This window comes from Micromonospora sp. MA102, from assembly GCF_025460765.1.
GTDB lineage: Bacteria > Actinomycetota > Actinomycetes > Mycobacteriales > Micromonosporaceae > Micromonospora > Micromonospora halotolerans.
On the sequence record NZ_JAMWEG010000014.1, the window covers coordinates 16,791 to 31,440 of the forward strand.

General features: G+C 72.3%; 26 protein-coding genes and 1 pseudogene. 5 read left to right on the plus strand and 22 right to left on the minus strand.

Annotated elements, in window-relative coordinates:
• The first annotated feature begins 8 nt into the window (after window positions 1-8).
• Genes NFX44_RS24275 through NFX44_RS24285 form a run of 3 tightly spaced genes read left to right on the plus strand, consistent with a single transcriptional unit; the run spans window position 9 to window position 1,178 of the window.
• The gene (locus tag NFX44_RS24275; protein WP_262285902.1) at window positions 9-278 is read left to right on the plus strand and encodes a hypothetical protein; all 270 of its coding nucleotides are present in this window, start codon (window positions 9-11) and stop codon (window positions 276-278) included.
• Complete coding sequence (locus NFX44_RS24280; RefSeq protein WP_262285903.1) at window positions 259-831, plus strand: hypothetical protein; 573 nt, start codon at window positions 259-261, stop codon at window positions 829-831. The genes NFX44_RS24275 and NFX44_RS24280 overlap by 20 nt, the downstream gene beginning before the upstream one ends.
• A gap of 20 nt (window positions 832-851) precedes the next feature.
• Window positions 852-1,178 carry a hypothetical protein gene (locus NFX44_RS24285; protein WP_262285904.1) on the plus strand — a complete coding sequence of 109 codons (327 nt, stop codon included), beginning with the start codon at window positions 852-854 and terminating at the stop codon, window positions 1,176-1,178.
• Window positions 1,179-1,222: 44 nt separating this feature from the next.
• Here NFX44_RS24285 and NFX44_RS24290 read toward each other — a convergent pair whose 3' ends face one another.
• The 21 genes from NFX44_RS24290 to NFX44_RS24390 form a co-directional block, all read right to left on the minus strand.
• On the minus strand, window positions 1,223-1,546 hold the full coding sequence (locus NFX44_RS24290; RefSeq protein ID WP_262285905.1) for a hypothetical protein: 324 nt from the start codon (window positions 1,544-1,546) through the stop codon (window positions 1,223-1,225).
• Entirely contained in the window at window positions 1,498-1,848 is a 351-nt protein-coding gene (locus tag NFX44_RS24295; protein WP_262285906.1) for a hypothetical protein, read from the minus strand. Before NFX44_RS24295 ends, NFX44_RS24290 begins: the two co-directional genes overlap by 49 nt.
• Before the next feature lie 12 nt (window positions 1,849-1,860).
• Entirely contained in the window at window positions 1,861-2,292 is a 432-nt protein-coding gene (locus NFX44_RS24300; protein WP_262285907.1) for a hypothetical protein, read from the minus strand.
• Window positions 2,292-2,546 carry a hypothetical protein gene (locus tag NFX44_RS24305; RefSeq protein ID WP_262285908.1) on the minus strand — a complete coding sequence of 85 codons (255 nt, stop codon included), beginning with the start codon at window positions 2,544-2,546 and terminating at the stop codon, window positions 2,292-2,294. The genes NFX44_RS24300 and NFX44_RS24305 overlap by 1 nt, the downstream gene beginning before the upstream one ends.
• Complete coding sequence (locus tag NFX44_RS24310; RefSeq protein WP_262285909.1) at window positions 2,546-3,094, minus strand: hypothetical protein; 549 nt, start codon at window positions 3,092-3,094, stop codon at window positions 2,546-2,548. The genes NFX44_RS24305 and NFX44_RS24310 overlap by 1 nt, the downstream gene beginning before the upstream one ends.
• A complete protein-coding gene (locus NFX44_RS24315) occupies window positions 3,091-3,873 on the minus strand; it encodes a hypothetical protein (protein WP_262285910.1) in 783 nt (260 codons plus the stop codon). The genes NFX44_RS24310 and NFX44_RS24315 overlap by 4 nt, the downstream gene beginning before the upstream one ends.
• 8 nt (window positions 3,874-3,881) lie before the next feature.
• Window positions 3,882-4,826, minus strand: coding sequence for a PKD domain-containing protein (locus NFX44_RS24320; RefSeq protein ID WP_262285911.1), 945 nt, complete (start codon window positions 4,824-4,826; stop codon window positions 3,882-3,884).
• Window positions 4,827-4,952: 126 nt separating this feature from the next.
• Complete coding sequence (locus NFX44_RS24325) at window positions 4,953-5,132, minus strand: hypothetical protein (protein WP_262285912.1); 180 nt, start codon at window positions 5,130-5,132, stop codon at window positions 4,953-4,955.
• Between the two features lie 94 nt (window positions 5,133-5,226).
• Window positions 5,227-5,511, minus strand: coding sequence for a hypothetical protein (locus NFX44_RS24330; protein WP_262285913.1), 285 nt, complete (start codon window positions 5,509-5,511; stop codon window positions 5,227-5,229).
• Window positions 5,511-5,897: a hypothetical protein gene (locus tag NFX44_RS24335; RefSeq protein ID WP_262285914.1), complete on the minus strand. Its 387-nt coding sequence runs from the start codon at window positions 5,895-5,897 to the stop codon at window positions 5,511-5,513. Before NFX44_RS24335 ends, NFX44_RS24330 begins: the two co-directional genes overlap by 1 nt.
• On the minus strand, window positions 5,894-6,400 hold the full coding sequence (locus NFX44_RS24340; RefSeq protein ID WP_262285915.1) for a hypothetical protein: 507 nt from the start codon (window positions 6,398-6,400) through the stop codon (window positions 5,894-5,896). The genes NFX44_RS24335 and NFX44_RS24340 overlap by 4 nt, the downstream gene beginning before the upstream one ends.
• Window positions 6,397-6,945 carry a hypothetical protein gene (locus NFX44_RS24345; protein WP_262285916.1) on the minus strand — a complete coding sequence of 183 codons (549 nt, stop codon included), beginning with the start codon at window positions 6,943-6,945 and terminating at the stop codon, window positions 6,397-6,399. Before NFX44_RS24345 ends, NFX44_RS24340 begins: the two co-directional genes overlap by 4 nt.
• A gap of 146 nt (window positions 6,946-7,091) precedes the next feature.
• Window positions 7,092-7,262 carry a hypothetical protein gene (locus NFX44_RS24350; RefSeq protein ID WP_262285917.1) on the minus strand — a complete coding sequence of 57 codons (171 nt, stop codon included), beginning with the start codon at window positions 7,260-7,262 and terminating at the stop codon, window positions 7,092-7,094.
• 29 nt (window positions 7,263-7,291) lie between these two features.
• Window positions 7,292-7,468, minus strand: coding sequence for a hypothetical protein (locus NFX44_RS24355; protein ID WP_262285918.1), 177 nt, complete (start codon window positions 7,466-7,468; stop codon window positions 7,292-7,294).
• A 118-nt stretch (window positions 7,469-7,586) separates the two neighbouring features.
• Window positions 7,587-8,591: an SAM-dependent methyltransferase gene (locus NFX44_RS24360; RefSeq protein ID WP_262285919.1), complete on the minus strand. Its 1,005-nt coding sequence runs from the start codon at window positions 8,589-8,591 to the stop codon at window positions 7,587-7,589.
• A gap of 93 nt (window positions 8,592-8,684) precedes the next feature.
• Complete coding sequence (locus NFX44_RS24365; RefSeq protein ID WP_262285920.1) at window positions 8,685-8,966, minus strand: hypothetical protein; 282 nt, start codon at window positions 8,964-8,966, stop codon at window positions 8,685-8,687.
• Between the two features lie 30 nt (window positions 8,967-8,996).
• Window positions 8,997-9,308: a hypothetical protein gene (locus NFX44_RS24370; RefSeq protein ID WP_262285921.1), complete on the minus strand. Its 312-nt coding sequence runs from the start codon at window positions 9,306-9,308 to the stop codon at window positions 8,997-8,999.
• A 165-nt stretch (window positions 9,309-9,473) separates the two neighbouring features.
• Window positions 9,474-10,076, minus strand: coding sequence for a hypothetical protein (locus NFX44_RS24375; protein ID WP_262285922.1), 603 nt, complete (start codon window positions 10,074-10,076; stop codon window positions 9,474-9,476).
• Between the two features lie 163 nt (window positions 10,077-10,239).
• Window positions 10,240-10,575, minus strand: a complete 336-nt coding sequence (locus NFX44_RS24380) for a hypothetical protein (RefSeq protein ID WP_262285923.1) — start codon at window positions 10,573-10,575, stop codon at window positions 10,240-10,242.
• Between the two features lie 9 nt (window positions 10,576-10,584).
• Window positions 10,585-11,412 carry a hypothetical protein gene (locus NFX44_RS24385; protein ID WP_262285924.1) on the minus strand — a complete coding sequence of 276 codons (828 nt, stop codon included), beginning with the start codon at window positions 11,410-11,412 and terminating at the stop codon, window positions 10,585-10,587.
• Between the two features lie 65 nt (window positions 11,413-11,477).
• Complete coding sequence (locus NFX44_RS24390; RefSeq protein ID WP_262285925.1) at window positions 11,478-13,187, minus strand: major capsid protein; 1,710 nt, start codon at window positions 13,185-13,187, stop codon at window positions 11,478-11,480.
• 356 nt (window positions 13,188-13,543) lie between these two features.
• Between NFX44_RS24390 and NFX44_RS24395 the strand changes: the two genes are divergently transcribed.
• Window positions 13,544-14,062, plus strand: coding sequence for a hypothetical protein (locus NFX44_RS24395; RefSeq protein WP_262285926.1), 519 nt, complete (start codon window positions 13,544-13,546; stop codon window positions 14,060-14,062).
• A 37-nt stretch (window positions 14,063-14,099) separates the two neighbouring features.
• Window positions 14,100-14,195, plus strand: a pseudogene (locus NFX44_RS24400) (IS5/IS1182 family transposase); the annotation flags it as partial.
• Window positions 14,196-14,244: 49 nt separating this feature from the next.
• Here NFX44_RS24400 and NFX44_RS24405 read toward each other — a convergent pair.
• Entirely contained in the window at window positions 14,245-14,520 is a 276-nt protein-coding gene (locus NFX44_RS24405; protein ID WP_262285927.1) for a hypothetical protein, read from the minus strand.
• Window positions 14,521-14,650 lie beyond the last annotated feature (130 nt).

Genomic DNA, 14,650 nt, shown 5'->3' on the forward strand with positions numbered 1-14,650 from the left:
GCGTGACGATGGGCGTCCTCGCCGTCCTGGCGACGGTCATCACCGCGCTCCTGGCACTGCTCGGCACACGCCGCACCGCCGACGTCCAACGGGAAGCCAACTTCGACAAGCGGGTCGACGAGCGGTTGCAGTACCTGGAGCAGCGGGTGCAGTTCCTCGAACAGGAGCTCACCCGCTACCAGGAGATGTACGCCCGGCTGCGGCTCGGCGTCTTCGCCGCCGGCCTCGACCCGGACAAGCTCGACTGGAGGTCACCCGGTGAGCAGGCACGAGGCTGACACTCAGCGGCTGGCGCGGGTGGTGGTCCGCGACCGCCGCCGGACGGCGCGGCTGCTGGCGCTGTACGCGCTGCTGCCGCTGCTGTGCTCGGCGGCCGCCACCGTCATCGCCTTCAACCTGGCCGACAACGCCATGGACCGCCGGGTCGCCGCGCTGGAGCAGGACCTGGCGCAGCGGCGGGCCCAGGCCGCCGCCGAGACGAAGGCGCGCGACGCCCGGCTGGAGCAGACCCGCCGGGACCTGTGCGTCGCCCTGGACCGGCTGACACCCCGGGACGAGGCCGTGCAGGACCTGCGCCGCCGGTACGGCTGCACCGGCCCGAGCCCGGGCCCGGCGCCAACGACGTCGCCGGGCCCGCCCAGCCGGGGCGGGCCACGGCCGAACGGCCCGGCCGCTTCCTCGAGGACGCCCCGGCTGCAACCCGCACCCGCCCCCGCCCCGGCCGGTCCGCCCGGACCGGCCGGCCACAGCGGGCCACCCGGCCCGCCGGCACCCACGCCGAAGCCCACCCCGGCGCTGGTGTGCGTGCCGCTGCTCGACCTGTGTGTGTGACCACCCCGAGGAGGGACCCCATGACCGACCCCGTGGCTCCGACCACCCAGACCCGCCACCCGTGGCGGGCCACCGCCCGCACGATCTTCGCGGCCGTCGTCGCGCTGCTGTCGCTGCTGCCGACGATCGCCGCGGTGGCCGGCGTCGACGCCGTGCCGCTCATCGCCCAGGCCCTCGCCGTCGCCGCCGCGGTGACCCGGATCCTCGCGATCCCCGGCGTCGACGACTTCCTCCGGCGGTACCTGCCGTTCCTCGCGTCGGCGCCGGCCGCCGAGCTGCCGCCGCCACCGCTGGCCCGCCGCGACCCGGGCAGCACCATGTTCCGCGGGGACGGCTTCCGCAGCTGACCGCGCACGGAAGAGGGCGGCCCCGCACCGGTGGCCGCCCTCTTCTATCTTGACGCCGCGCGCTTCATCCCGCCGATCGCAGCGGCGAACGACTCGTCAGTCTCCTCGTCGGACCACTCCTCGCGGCCCTCCAGCTCGGCGCTCGCCGGCGGTGCCTCCAGCCGCTGCCGGAACTTCGCCACCTCTTTCTCGTCGCCGCCCTCGACCCACCAGGCGTAGATCACGTCCAGCAGCGACGGCAGCGGCAGGTCCAGCGGCTCCCGGCCGGTGCGCAGCAGCATCGTCCCGTGGAACTCGGGCCAGCGTTTGACCGCCAGGGTCAGGAGGCGCTGCCCGACCCAGTAGGGCGGCCGGACCACTCCTCGCACACGTGCGTGAAGATCCCCATGGCGTCGGTGAAGTCGAACTCGTCCTCCGTGTTCAGCAGCCGCTTCCGGAACACCGTCAGGCTCGGCTTGTCCAGCGTCTGCTCGAAGAAGTCGAGCACCGCCGCCACCTGGTCCGCCTCGGACCGGCTCGACGACGCCGCCGCCATCAGGTACGCCAGCTGCGCGTCCTTCGGCGCCCGGCACACCATCTCCACCCCGTCCAGCTTGAAGGGCACGTCCGGCAGCTTCTTCTCGCCGCCGGACTCCTTCGCCAGCTTCGTGCTGGTCGTGAACTCCCGCATCCTGCTTCCTCCCTACGAGCGGACGAGCCGGAACCCCTCCGACCCCGCTACCTCTTCCATCGCCTCGCGCAGCCACGGCTGCGCCCGCGTCCCCGGGTGGCGCACCAGGCTGGTGAACACCACCTGGCCGCCCGTCTCGAACCGCAGCATCCCGCCGGCCCGCCGTGGCCGGATCAGGTGCGCCCCCGTGCCGTCGTGCACGGCGGCCGCGTACTCGACGTCGTTCTCGACGAACCCGTACACCTGGCCGCCCCGCACGCCGACCTCCTCGCGGTGCGCCGCCCGCAGCCGGCCGGTGTCGACCGGGCACTTGAGCACCGCCCGGGTCCGCACCTTCCGGGTCACGCTGCGGATGAACGACACCACCTGCCCGGTCGAGCCGGTCAGCAGCTGACGCATCTCGCCGGCGAACAGGTCGACCCGCGCGTTGACCCTCACCGCCATCAGCGGCGCGTCCTCCGCGTCTTGCCGTCGCCGTCGGCGTCCGCCGTCGGCGCCGGGGTCGGCTGGGTGGCGTCCGGCGGCTCCAGGTCCACCGTCGCCGCCTGCTCGGCCTCCTCACCCTCCAGCACCTCGTACCGGCCGGCGTCCACGAGCGTGGCCAGCCGCGGCCCCCACTCGACGTGCTGCACCGACCCGTCCGGCACGCCCGGCATCGCCGTCAGCGCCCGCACCGTCACCTTCTGGCCCTTGCGCATCAGCTGTCCTCCTCGCACACGCACACGTTGGTCATCACCGCGACCAGGACCTCCTGGCCGACGCAGCCGCCGGACGGGCCGACGCTGGACTGCTCCCCGATCCACACCGACTCGACCTGCGCGAGCTTCTGCAGCTCGCACAGCACCGTCCGCCGGATCCGGCCGGCGTCGTCGGCCAGCTCCGCCGCGCTGCGCTCGAGTTCAGCCGCGGTCGGCGGGTTCCCGGCGTCGTCGGGGCTCGGCGCGCACCGGGCCGTCCCCGCGCCCAGCTCCACCGCCCAGAACGCCCCCGGGTCGGCGCCCTCGTCGAGCGGCGTGCCCCGCCCGCCGGGGAACTCCTCCGGCAGCACCGGGTACGTCCGCACGATCCGCACCCACGCCTGGCCGTCGCAGCACGAGTCGATCGCCACGTCACGGCCCGGCACCACCGCCACCACGGCGGGCGTGCCGCCGAGCGCCCCGTCCAGCGCGCCGCCGATGAGCTCGCGCAGCTTCACCGCCACCGGCCACGCCACGTCGTCCTGCGGCTCGATCACCGGCTCCGTCACGACGTCCTCCTCCGTCCACGATCAAGGTCCGGCGACCACACCACCGTGTCGCGGGGCAGCCGGTTCGGGTTCACCACCCGCAGCCACTGGTCGACCTCGGGCAGCCCGGTCATGCCGTCCCGGGCGAGCTGCGCCGGGTCGACGAACGTCTGCTGCACGCCCTGGCGCACCACCGACGCGACCCGCCTCGGCAGCCGGCACGTCGTGTCCGCGACCAGGGCCTTCGCCACCTCGCAGGCGTACGCGCCGGCCGCCACCTTCCCGCCGCCGGGCACCTGCACGCCCCGCTGGTAGGTGACCGCCCACGCGCCCGGCTGGTCGTCGGGCTTCGTCAGGTCCTGCCGGGCCGGCCAGGTGCCGCCGTCGAGCCGCACCAGCCACCGCCGGTCGTAGACCGCGTACGCCTCGGCGGGCAGCTCCTGGCCGTCGATGACAACCCGGGTTACCGCGTGGATCGGGCCGGGCAGGCTCAGCTCCTGCCCGACCGGCCCGCACGCGCACGCCCCCACCGGGCAGCCGCAGAACGTCACCGCGAAGCTGCCCCCGTACGGCAGGTCCAGCCACGACTCCCACCGCCGCCACGCCTCGCCGTCGCCGCGCCGCACCGGCCGCACCGTCGAGTCGCACACGCCGAACCGGCGGCCGGACAGCGCCCACAGGACCTCCGTCGCGAGATCCGTGGCCGCCGTCCGGACCGCCTCGTCGTACTGGTCCCAGCCCTTGCAGTACGCCGTGTTCAGCGGCCAGTCGCACGGGCCGGTCCGGGCCGGCTGCGTCACCGCTTACCTCAGGCGCCGGCCGGGGCGACGAACGACTTGAAGCGCTGCGCGCCCGACGCCGTGTGCGTGACCGTGATGAGGTACGTCCCGGGGGCCGCGTACTGGTGGCTGACCTTCGCCGCCTCGGCGGGCCCGGCCGACGACGCCCCGTCGCCCCAATCCACCGCGTACGTGTTGTCCGGCGCGACCGGCACGTACGTCGCGGTGAACTCCACGGTCATGTTCGTCGCGTCGGTGGCGTCGGCCGCCACGGTGCCGTCCGGCGGCCGCACCGTCAGCCCGCACGTCGGCGCCGGCGGCGGCAGGTACGTCCAGTCGAGGTGCAGCAGGTCCTGGTCGCCCATCGGGTCCATCAGCGCCTCGACGCCCGTCTTGCGCAGGTAGACGTCGTACGGGCCGACACCCCAGCCCGGGTTCTCGATCGCCTTGCCGGTCAGCGTGAAGCTCGCCGCCCCGTTCTCGATCGTAAAGTCCCCGATCTGCCCGTCGATGATCTGCGGGAGCAGGAAGTAGCCGAACCTCGGCCGCTGGATCGCGCCGGCCACGCACTTCTTGAGCTGCGTGCCCGACCACACCTCCAGCGCCACCGCCGAGTCGAGATTCACCGCGGAGGTGACCCGCATGCCGGTCGCGTTGCCGTCCTCGTCGAGCACCACCGGCATCCCGGTGAACAGCGTGTACAGCTCCGGGTCGACCCGCCCGCAGGTCACCGTCACGTTGTACAGCTTGATCCGCCGCCGCGCCGGCTCGTACACCAGCGGATCGCCGTTGGCGTCCTTCTGGTCGATCTCCTCGCCGTCGTCGACCTCGGCCGCGTACTCGACGCTGACGAAGCCCTTCGACGTGACGTGGGTCGGCCATCCTCCGGCGCCCAGGATCGGGTCGCCGCACACCCCGAGCTTCGTGGCCCGGAGCATCTTCCCCTTCACCGGGGTATCGCACACTGCGGTCATCAGGCATCCCTCAACAGCGAAGGTCCATGCCCGGCCCGCAGCCAGCGGCGAATACCCCGCCAGCGTAGCCGAGAGGGCGCTGGCCCCGGGTGGGACACAGCGCCCTCGTCGACGAGCTGCCGGCGGCTACTTCCGCGCCGCCGGGTGGTTGCCCAGCACCAGGTCGCGGATCAGCGCCTCGATCTGCTCGGCGCGGCCGTTCGGCACCCGGAACGCGATCGTCGTCGCGCCGGCCACCACCGCCACCGCGGTGTGCAGGCCGTCCCGCTGCGCCGCCACCGACTGCACCGCCCGCATGGCGAGCATCTGCCGGCAGTGCTTCCTCCACAGTGAACGGGGCCGTACCCGAAGGCACGGCCCCGATCCTGCCAACCAGCGGCAACAGCCGCCACCCGGCCGGTTACAGCTCCCGGCCGTCGATCACCTCCAGTTCCGCGCCCAGCTCAGCGACCTTGGCCCGCACGCTCTCGCCCACCTCGTCCCAGGCCTCGCCCGTCACCACCACGGCGCTGCGGCTGTCGCCCTTGATCCAGGTCACCATCACCGCCGTGCGGACGTCGAGGACCTGGCCGGTCCGCTCGCAGGTGATCTGCCGCATCACCGCGTGCCGCAGCACCTCCCGGTTGAGGAACTTCTCCCGGTCGGCGTCGTTGTCGGCCATCAGGGCCGCCAGCACGTCGTTCATCAGTACCGCCCCGCCGGGACCGGCTGCGACCACCGTGCCGTCCCTTCGACGATCCGGCCACGGCACCGCCCGCACACCACGGCGGGCGGCGGACCCTGCGCCAGGTCGACCGGCACCTGCACGACGCCCTTGCAGCCCTGGCAGGGCATCGGCAGCAGCCGGGGCAGCCGCATCCCGAGCAGCAGCATGTCCCGGGGCACCAGCGTCTCCCTCGGCTGCCCGCCGCCGCGCGGCAGGATCACCAGGTTGACGCACGTCGGGAAGTCCCGCACCTGCTGCACGTCGGCGATCTCCACCAGCTGCCCGAACAGCAGCACCTGGTCGCGGCGCTGCAACTCCTCGGTCCGGACCGTCGGGTCCGCCGACTTCCTCGTCTCGACGGTCACGCCGCCGCCTCCTCTCGCTCCAGCCAGCAGTACCTGGCCTCGATATCGGTCACCAGTTGCGTCGTCAGGTCCGCCCACACGTCGGCGGGCAGGGTCGCCAGGTGGTGCCACCGGCCGCCGTGCGCCGCGTAGACGTGCAGCGCGCCGAGCCCGTGCTCCCACAGGTACGCCCAGCCCTCGTCATGGAACGGCTGGTCGGCGCCCATCAGCCCGACGGCCGCCGGGCTGCACACCCGGTCGCTGTAGCCCCGACCGACGCCGCACACGTACGTCCACTCCGGCCGGCGTTCGGCCACCAGGTCCACCGGCCAGTGCGTGACCGCCAGCAGCGACCAGTGCCGGTGCAGCAGCTGCCGCACCATCGCGGCGGTGTCGCCCTGGAAGGTGCGGGCCCACATGACCCGCATCTGCGTGAGGGTCCAGTCCGGCTGGCCCTCCAGCTCGACCAGGCGGGCCCGATACCAGCGGCTGTCCGGGGCGAACTGCCCCACCAGCGCCCTCACCGGCCCGCCTCCATCAGCTGGATGCGGGTCGAGTCGCGGGCCGCCTCGCGGACGGCCTCCATGTAGCCGCGGTAGTCGGACGCCCGCCACTGCGCCGCGTAGCCCGCCCGCTGGACCTCCAGCAGGTCCAGCTGCGACAGGCGGGGCAGCTCGTGCAGCGACCAGCACGCCCACGCTTCCCACCGTTTCGGGCCGCGCTCGGGGAACACCCCCAGGTAGACGTGCAGCCGGTGGCCGCCGAACAGGTACGCCCACTCGCGGTCGCCCGCGCGGGCCTCGGCGATCCGGCCGCTCTGCGGCGGGTAGCCCTCGGAGGGCACGCCGACCAGGTGGCCGGTCGGCCCGGTGCCGGGCACCGCGAACAGCCGCGACCAGTCGGACTGCAACAGCACCGCCGCCGCCCGCTCGGGGCTGTGGCCGCACAGCTCGTGCAGCAGCACCGACAAGGCCGGGACGACCATCGCCGGGCAGCCGTCGTGCTGCACGTGCCGTGCCAGGTACGTGCCGTCGGCACCCTCGGTGCCGACCAGCGCGCGTAGACCCATGGTTTACCTCCACGTGAACCGGGTCTTACTCGGACAGTTACCTTGCTCTGTCCGGCCGCAATCGTCAATAGCGGCCGTACAGCAGAACCCCGGCTAGGGGCTCCGCACCGGAGCCGGACACCCGCCCGGCCCCGCCTACGCAGCCACTAGGCGACGTCCGCCGGCCGCGCGTCGCACTCGTCGGCCGGCTCGTCGGTGTGCTTGCAGCCCGGCGCGCACGGGCCCGAGAAGTGCTCCCCGCAGTGCTTGCAGCAGTCGTTCTCGTCCAGGCAGTTGAACTGCCCGCACTCCTCGGCTGCCGCCACCAGCTCGTCCATCTCGCTCTCTCCTCGCCCTCGGTCCCTGCTCACGCGCGCCGCATCCGCAGCGTCCGGCCCTCGTAGCTCGTCGACTTGTTGGCGTAGACGAAGCCCCCGGGCGCGCGGGCGTCGACGTCCACCCACTCGTCGCGCACGTACCGGGTGCGGTAGACCGCCCCGCCACGCCACTCCGTCACCTCGAAGAGCTCCACCAGCTTCTCCATCTCCGCCTCCGCTACCCAGGGTGCGCGTGCTGTACATATTCATTGTATGCGACCGGCTCCCCTGCGTACACGTTTTATGTACGCAGGGGGCCGTGTAGCGCGTCACACAACCGGCCGGTCAGAACAGCCGGCCCTGCCGGAACACCGCCTCCGCGTCGAACGTCGACGAGGCCGGCGCCGGCGCCGGCGGGGGCGGCGGCGGCTTCGGCGCGGCCCGCCTCATGTGCCGCTCCAGGTCGCTCTCCGGCGTCGGCAGCTCCAGCAGCTGCCGCACCGCCACGATCTGCATGGCCTGCCGCCACGTCGCCTGCATCTCGTCGATCGCCACCTGGCGATCCCGCAGCGCCTCGTGCATCCACTCGTTCTGCAACCCGTCGCCGCAGCCGACGACCACCCGCCAGCCCAGCCCCCACAGGTGGAAGTTCACCGCGCACAGCGCCGCCGCCAGCGGGTCCAGGTCGTTCGCCCACCACTCGCACGTCGTCGGGTCGAGCCCGTTCTCCCGCATCGCCTGCGCCGCGCCGAGCAGCATCGTGCCCGTGCCCGCGCACGGCTCCAGGATCTTCGCGCCCTCCTCCGGGGCGACCATCCGGCCCAGCAGCAGCGTCACGCTCTCCGGCGTCAGGAACTGCCCGATGCCCTTCTTGCCGCCGTGGCTCTTCATCGTCTGGAGCAGCATCCCCAGCAGGTCCGTGTCGCCCCAGCCGTCCGGCCCGAACCGGCCGAACACGCCGCGCCGCAGCGCCGCCTGGCCGACCGCGTGCACCGCCCGCTTCGTCGTCTCGTCCGGCTCCTCGTCGATCCAGTACCACAGGTGCTTCGTCCGCGGGTTCAGGTCCGGCCGCAGCGCCGCGAACTCGCACCACAGCCGCTGCACCAGCAGCCAGAAGCCGTCGTGGTCCAGGCGCTCCGCCGTCTCGGCGAGCCGGTCCAGCTGCTCAGGGCCCGGCGCCTCCCGGGCCACCAGCGCCAGCGCGGCCACCACGCTCATCGGCACCTCGATCCGCGAGCCGCCGTACCGGCTGTGCCACGCCTCGTCGACCGCCTCCGCGATCGCCCGCGCGTGCTCGCGCGGGTCGGCCGGCGCAGCGTTCGCGCGCCGCGCCACCGTCATTGTCGTCATGCTCTTCCTCCACGTGAACCTCCGGCGGCCCTCCCGCCGGCGAGAACGGCAGCGCCCCCGCAGCCAGCACGGCTGCGGGGGCGCTCGCGCGGCTCAGACCAGCCGCAGCACCTGCATGTCGGGCACGCCCACCACCGTCGGGTAGGCCAGGTCGTAGAGGTCCAGCCGCACCATCTCCCCCAGGTCGTCCTTGACCGCCACGGCGGCGGCCTCCTCCATCACCCGCGACCAGTCGACGCGCGGCACGCTCTCGTGCCGCCGCTCGGTCAGCGCACCCAGGTCGAACGACACGACGTCGCCGGCCTCCACCTCGGACAGCGCGACGACCTCCCACTGGTCGGAGGTCGGCTCGGTCTCCATCAGCTCGATGCTCACGGTCAGCTCCCTCTCTCTCGTCTCGCTCGCTCAGCACATCCCGCAGACGCCCGACGCCGGCAGCTCGCAGAAGCAGCTGTCGCACAGCCGCTTCCGCACGGCCGCGATCTCCCGCGCGTTCACCCGCGCCTGCCGCTCCCGCTCGATCCGCTCGCGCTCGGCCAGCACCCGCGCGTTGTGCTCGCGCACCCGCCGGTTGTGGGCCAGGCGGGCACGCTCCTGCTCCTCCGTCTCGCGCGGGAACAGCCCCTCGCCCGAGGCCACGCGCCACCGGATGTTCTCGGTGAACGCCTCCAGGGCGGCGATCGTCGCCTGCATCTCGTAGCTCAGCTCCTTGGCCATCGGGCACTCCTCACGCAGTCGGGGCGGCTTGCTGTACAACTTCATTGTATGCGAACGCCAGGCCTGCGTACAAGTTTTATGTACGCCTCGGGCTGTGGAGCGGGCCACACAACGACGACGCCCCCCGCGCCCACGTGGGGCGCGAGGGGCGTCGGACCGCTCGGCTCAGAACGACTGGTTGTACACCTCGTGCGTGTAGCAGTGCCAGTAGAACTCCTCGTTGGAGAACCCCCGGCACTCGTAGTGCTCGTCCGCCTTCGCCGGCGGCACCTTCGTCACCTCGGCCGCCAGCAGCACCCAGGTCACCTCGTTCTCGGCGTCCTTCACCCACACCCGGCCGTCGATCACCTGGTCGACCTTGCCGCGGTGCGCCGTGCGGCCCAGCGTCCAGGTCACCTCGTCGCGCTCGGCCAGCTCGGGCGCCGGCTCCGGCCGGGCCGCCTTCACGCTCTCGGCGACGAGCGCCAGGGCCTGCCGCCGCTCGGCCACCTTCATCAGCGCCGCGTCGACCGCCGCCGCCTTGTCGCTCACGGCGGCCAGCAGGTCGCCACGCACCGACGTCCGCAGGTCGCCCGCCTTCGCGGTCACCACCGCGTCCTCGGTCGCCCCGGTGAGCTCGGCGGCGTGCCGCGCCAGCTCCCGCTCGGCCTCCACCACCGCCCGCGCCAGCTGGGCGATCAGGCCCCACTGGTCGGCGGCCTCGGCCTCGACGCCGAACTGTGCGGCCAGCTCGTTGACCCGCTCCTGCATCTCTTTGTCCTCCTGCATAGGTGGCGCGTTGCGTACATATTCATTGTATGCGAGTTTCAGCCTCGCGTACAAATTTTATGTACGCTCCGGGCCGTGGGGCGGGTCACACAAAAGGCGCCGCCCCACCTGGCACGGGGAAGAAACCAGGTGGGGCGGCGCGGCCCAGGACGAGGGGTACCGGTCAGCTCCGCGAGCTGCGCGACGACCGGGACGCCTTCGCCGGCGGCTGGGAGGAACCGTCCGCCGACTTGGCGTCCGCCCCGGACCCGTCGGCCCCGGCGTCAGCCGACGTGCCCTGCGCGGTGACCTCAGCCTCCGCGGGAGCCTCCACACGCTGCCGGCCGTCGCCGGAGTTCAGCACCTTGTCCGCCAGGTCGTCCGGCACGTCGAACGCCAGCCCCACCGGGCCGTCCGTCGTCGTCCGCACCTCGAAGCGGCGCTCCTCGCCGGCCGCCTCCAGCAGCTCCTTCGCGAGGACCTGAGCGTCCGCGCGGTCCTTCGGGTAGATCAGCGCCATGTCACCCTCCTACGCCGGCACGCCCGGCAGCTTGACCTTCACCGCCGCCGTCGTGCAGCTCCACCCCACCGTGTAGAACCGCTCCGCGACGGCGAACACCTCGTTGTGCTTGCGGTCCAGGGCCTCCGGCAGCTTCGGCAGGAACACCATCGACCGCCGCACCATCACCGGCCCCGTCGCGTACAGCCACGCCTCGTCGTCACCCGGCGCGGCGCCACCCGGGCCCACACCGGTCGTCTGCGCGAACACGACCGGGTCGCCCAGCGGGGCCACCATGCGCGGACCCTCGACCCGCGTCAGGCCCTTGCCCACGAACCACCCGGCCGTCCACCTCGGAGCCCACACCGCGCCGAGCACCCCGGCCCGGTCGGCGATGTGCGCCTCCAGCCGGCCGACGCCCTCCTCCAGCGGCACCGGCGCCACGTCCGAGCCCGCCAGGACCTCCGTGCCGGCCGCCGCCAGGAACTCCTCGCTCCCGGCCTCGCCGGTCCACACGTAGTGCTCCAGCGACTGCTGCTCGACCTGGCCCATCGCCCGCCGCGCCCGGTCGATCAGGTCCGGCCGGGCCACCGACCGGCCGGTCAGGCCGGCGTACAGCCGGATCACCGCCGACTTCACCGACGGCACCCCGTCCGGCACCGCCATCGGCGCGCGGTCCGGGTCCGAGGCCGCCGCCACGCTCGTCGGCGCGGGCGCGTCGACGCACAGCGGCTCCCACTCCACGCCGGCCTGGAACTCGCGCTGGTCGGCCGGGTCGACCACGACCGCCGCCGCGAACAGCCCGAAGCGGTACGGCGTCGTCGCCGGAGCGTCCACATACACCAGGGGCTGCGTCACCCGTCACCTCCTCCTGCGGCTGGGGGCCGCGCCCGGGCGGACGCGGCCCCGTCCAAACGGGTAGCTCAGACCGCGGAGCAGTCGAAGGCGACGGTCGACCCGGTCACGCCGGTCGGGCACAGCGGCACCGACACCTTGTACGACACGAAGCACCGCTTCACCAGCAGCGTCGCCTGCTCGGTGAACAGCGCGATGTACTCGTTGTCCTTCAGCTTCGTGCTGTCGTAGACCGCCGACAGGTCGATGATCGGCTTGGAGCCCTTCACCCACGTGCCCGGCGCGTAGATCAACAGGTCCGCGGTCCCCGGCCACTGGCCCGGGGCGGCGCTGCCGCCGAACCCGTTGCCGCCCGCGTCCGCGTACCCGTCCTGCCAGTCGTAGACAAACTGCGGCCGCAGGTGCCGCCGGGTGAACCACGCCGTGATCTGCTCATCGGTCACGTCGAGGTAGTTCACCCCGGCCCGGCGCGACATGTCCGCCCGGATCCAGTCGATCAGCCACAGCGGCGCCACGCACTCCAGCAGCTGCCGCCGGCTCAGCCGGTAGCGGTACCGGTAGTCCGTCGTTGCGAGGGAGATCGCGCCGAGCAGCGCGGTCGTCGTCTCGTCGCCGTCGACGTCGCCGCCGAGGGTCAGCGCGAACTGCGTCGACTGTGCCGGGGCGGTGGCCATCCGCTGAATCAGCCGCGCGTTGATCTTGTGCTCGTGGGCGGTCAGCGCCCGCCGCACCACGTCCCGGGTCAGCTCAGGCCACACCGCGTTCTGCACGATGTCCTGCTCGATCTGCACCCCGTCCACCTCGAGGCGCGTCTCGGCCCAGTTCACAGTCGGCACCCGGTACGAGGACTTCTCCACCCCCGCGGTGCTGTCGGCCTCGGTCTGCACGAAGCCGATCCCCGAATACAGGTCGCGGAAGTCGAGATTGGCCGGCACCTTGATACCGCCGCCGCGCGGGACTGTGATGCCCGGAAGGTCCAGCAGGCCCTCGGTCGTCTCCAGGCCCTCGCACAGCTCCCACAGCGTCTCCGACGGGGCGCCCCAGCCGCCGGCCGCGACGAGGTTGCCGCCCGACAGCCGCGACTCCGACGCTGCCAGCTCCACCAGCTCCATGTCGGTGAGGCCCCTGCCCCCGGCGACGAGCGCCTGGTCGACAGGCAGCTCCACCCGGGCCACGTTCTGCTTGATGCGGGTGGCGACCCCCACTCCACGCGGGAAGCCGGCGAACTTGTCGTCGAACGCCGACGCGACCTCCGACACAGAGGAGAACACGTGCCCGTGCGGCACGTTCGGTACGTCGGCCGCGGCCTTGATGACTGCCGACTTGCCGGCGCTGGTCATCTTCGGCTTCGGCTGCCGGCGGGCCGCGCGGCGAGCCAGCGACGCGACGACCGGCGTCGGCTGCTGCTGCGCCGGCTCCTCGGCCGGCGCCTCCTCGGTTGGCGTCTCCTCGGTTGGCGTCTCCTCGGCCGGCTCCTCCTCGGCTTCGCCGCCGTCGCCCTCGTCACCGTCGCCATCGCCGCCCACCGGAGCGCCGTGCACCGTCGCGGTCAGGTCGTCCAGCTCGGAGGCGACCTGCTCGGCCGCCTGCTCGATCCGCGCCTGCTCGGTACGCACCGACTGCACGAACGCGGCCAGCTCCCGCAGCCGGGCGAGGCCATCGGCGTCCAGGGCCGGGTCATCTCGCAGGGCGTCGAACGCGGCAACGGCCTGGCTCTCCAGCTCGGTCAGCGCGTCGAGATCGAGCCCGTCCAGGCTCGGAGGGATCTGAAAGTCCACCGTCAGCTCCTCAGCACGGTAGGGATCTCATCCCCGACCGGCCCGCAGCCAGCATCGGCAGTACCGGCACAGCGTAACGTAGCGGCGAGCTGGTTCCGATCAAGGCAGCTCGGGTTGCACGATGGTGAGAGACCAGTACCTGAGGACGGCCGGCGGCTGCCGGGTCCCCGGGGCAGCGAGGACCGATTGCTTGGTCAACGGAGCCGACCAGTCTCAACAGCCAACAAAGGCACGGACAGTGAGCCATTTTCATCCTGCACGGCACTCGGCTCCGACGCGGCGCAGAACGAGGATGGCCCGCACGATCGCGGTGGTGCGGTGGGCAACAGCGTGCCTCGTCCGAATAGGCTTCGGCGGTGGATCAGGTACGCCGTGCTGTCGTTTTCGCCGATCATGCCCAGTTTTACGTCCAGGATGTCGATGGACAGGTCGCGGCCGAGGAAGACGAGGACTACGACTGGCCGGAGGCGTGGTCGGACGAGGCGGTCGAGGTATGGCGCATCGGCCTGGACGGCCCATGTTCGATTGCGATCGGCACGGCCCGTAGCGACCACGTCGAGACGGCCCTGCAGGTGCACCACGCCTGCCCGCCGTTGCTGGCTGATGCCGAGCACGTCGTGGAGGCGGATCTCACCGTGCCGAGCGGCGTCGTACACGTCTTTGGATGCATGGAGCTACCCGGGCCGCAGCACCGTGTCGAGATCCCGGCCGGGCAGTACCGGATCCGAGTCTCGCACCTGCCGTCGGGCCCGCCCGCAGCGCCGACACTGGCGTATTCGATCGAACCGGGTCCGCACTTCGACTACCACCTGGACCTGTGGCCGTGCGCTGAAGCGACCGGCGTCGCAGTCATCCGGCGCGGAAGAGCTGCGTGACTGGCGCGGCAGAGGTGAGGCAGGACTACTGACGACCTTCAAGATCCTGCGCGACTACCGCCGCGCCGCCCACACATTGACCGACACCGCTTCCGGCATCGCCCACCTCCACAACATCATCCTGGCGGGGTGACACCAGCACCGGGGCCGGACAACGCCTTCACCGAGTTACGAGACGTCCCTTAGTCACCCTCCTGGGACGCTTGGTCCCAGCGGCGCGCCCTGTGTCGAAGCCAAGCGGCGAGCGCAACAAATGCCAATCCCCAGCCTGCCCCGCCGTCATCCGCCTGCCAGATCACAACGGCGTAGAACAGTTGGTAGACCGCCCAGGCGTTGAGCACCCAAGCCCTGACTCGCATGTTTCCCGGGTTGGTCTTGCCGAGAATGGTTAGGGCAAACAAGAAGGCCGCCCAGCCGAAACCGGTAACGATTGCAACGTCGTCCTGGAAGTCGTGCACTTCGGTGTAAGTCCCTCTGCCCGCTTGACGATGTGCGCGACCGGGGCGGTCGCTCCTGGCCCTTCTCCCTCCGGGAGGCGTCAGCGTAGCCGGCTCCAAAGTGGTGTTTCACCCCTGAGAGCCCGGTCAT

What these genes read in the sequence shown, in the direction of transcription:
- NFX44_RS24275 (WP_262285902.1), top strand. Translation starts at nt 9, where the DNA reads ATGGGCGTCCTCGCCGTCCTGGCGACGGTCATCACCGCGCTCCTGGCA.
- NFX44_RS24285 (WP_262285904.1), top strand. Translation starts at nt 852, where the DNA reads ATGACCGACCCCGTGGCTCCGACCACCCAGACCCGCCACCCGTGGCGG.
- NFX44_RS24295 (WP_262285906.1), bottom strand. Translation starts at nt 1,848, where the DNA reads ATGCGGGAGTTCACGACCAGCACGAAGCTGGCGAAGGAGTCCGGCGGC.
- NFX44_RS24300 (WP_262285907.1), bottom strand. Translation starts at nt 2,292, where the DNA reads ATGGCGGTGAGGGTCAACGCGCGGGTCGACCTGTTCGCCGGCGAGATG.
- NFX44_RS24305 (WP_262285908.1), bottom strand. Translation starts at nt 2,546, where the DNA reads ATGCGCAAGGGCCAGAAGGTGACGGTGCGGGCGCTGACGGCGATGCCG.
- NFX44_RS24320 (WP_262285911.1), bottom strand. Translation starts at nt 4,826, where the DNA reads ATGACCGCAGTGTGCGATACCCCGGTGAAGGGGAAGATGCTCCGGGCC.
- NFX44_RS24325 (WP_262285912.1), bottom strand. Translation starts at nt 5,132, where the DNA reads ATGCTCGCCATGCGGGCGGTGCAGTCGGTGGCGGCGCAGCGGGACGGC.
- NFX44_RS24330 (WP_262285913.1), bottom strand. Translation starts at nt 5,511, where the DNA reads ATGAACGACGTGCTGGCGGCCCTGATGGCCGACAACGACGCCGACCGG.
- NFX44_RS24345 (WP_262285916.1), bottom strand. Translation starts at nt 6,945, where the DNA reads ATGGGTCTACGCGCGCTGGTCGGCACCGAGGGTGCCGACGGCACGTAC.
- NFX44_RS24350 (WP_262285917.1), bottom strand. Translation starts at nt 7,262, where the DNA reads ATGGACGAGCTGGTGGCGGCAGCCGAGGAGTGCGGGCAGTTCAACTGC.
- NFX44_RS24355 (WP_262285918.1), bottom strand. Translation starts at nt 7,468, where the DNA reads ATGGAGAAGCTGGTGGAGCTCTTCGAGGTGACGGAGTGGCGTGGCGGG.
- NFX44_RS24360 (WP_262285919.1), bottom strand. Translation starts at nt 8,591, where the DNA reads ATGACGACAATGACGGTGGCGCGGCGCGCGAACGCTGCGCCGGCCGAC.
- NFX44_RS24370 (WP_262285921.1), bottom strand. Translation starts at nt 9,308, where the DNA reads ATGGCCAAGGAGCTGAGCTACGAGATGCAGGCGACGATCGCCGCCCTG.
- NFX44_RS24375 (WP_262285922.1), bottom strand. Translation starts at nt 10,076, where the DNA reads ATGCAGGAGGACAAAGAGATGCAGGAGCGGGTCAACGAGCTGGCCGCA.
- NFX44_RS24380 (WP_262285923.1), bottom strand. Translation starts at nt 10,575, where the DNA reads ATGGCGCTGATCTACCCGAAGGACCGCGCGGACGCTCAGGTCCTCGCG.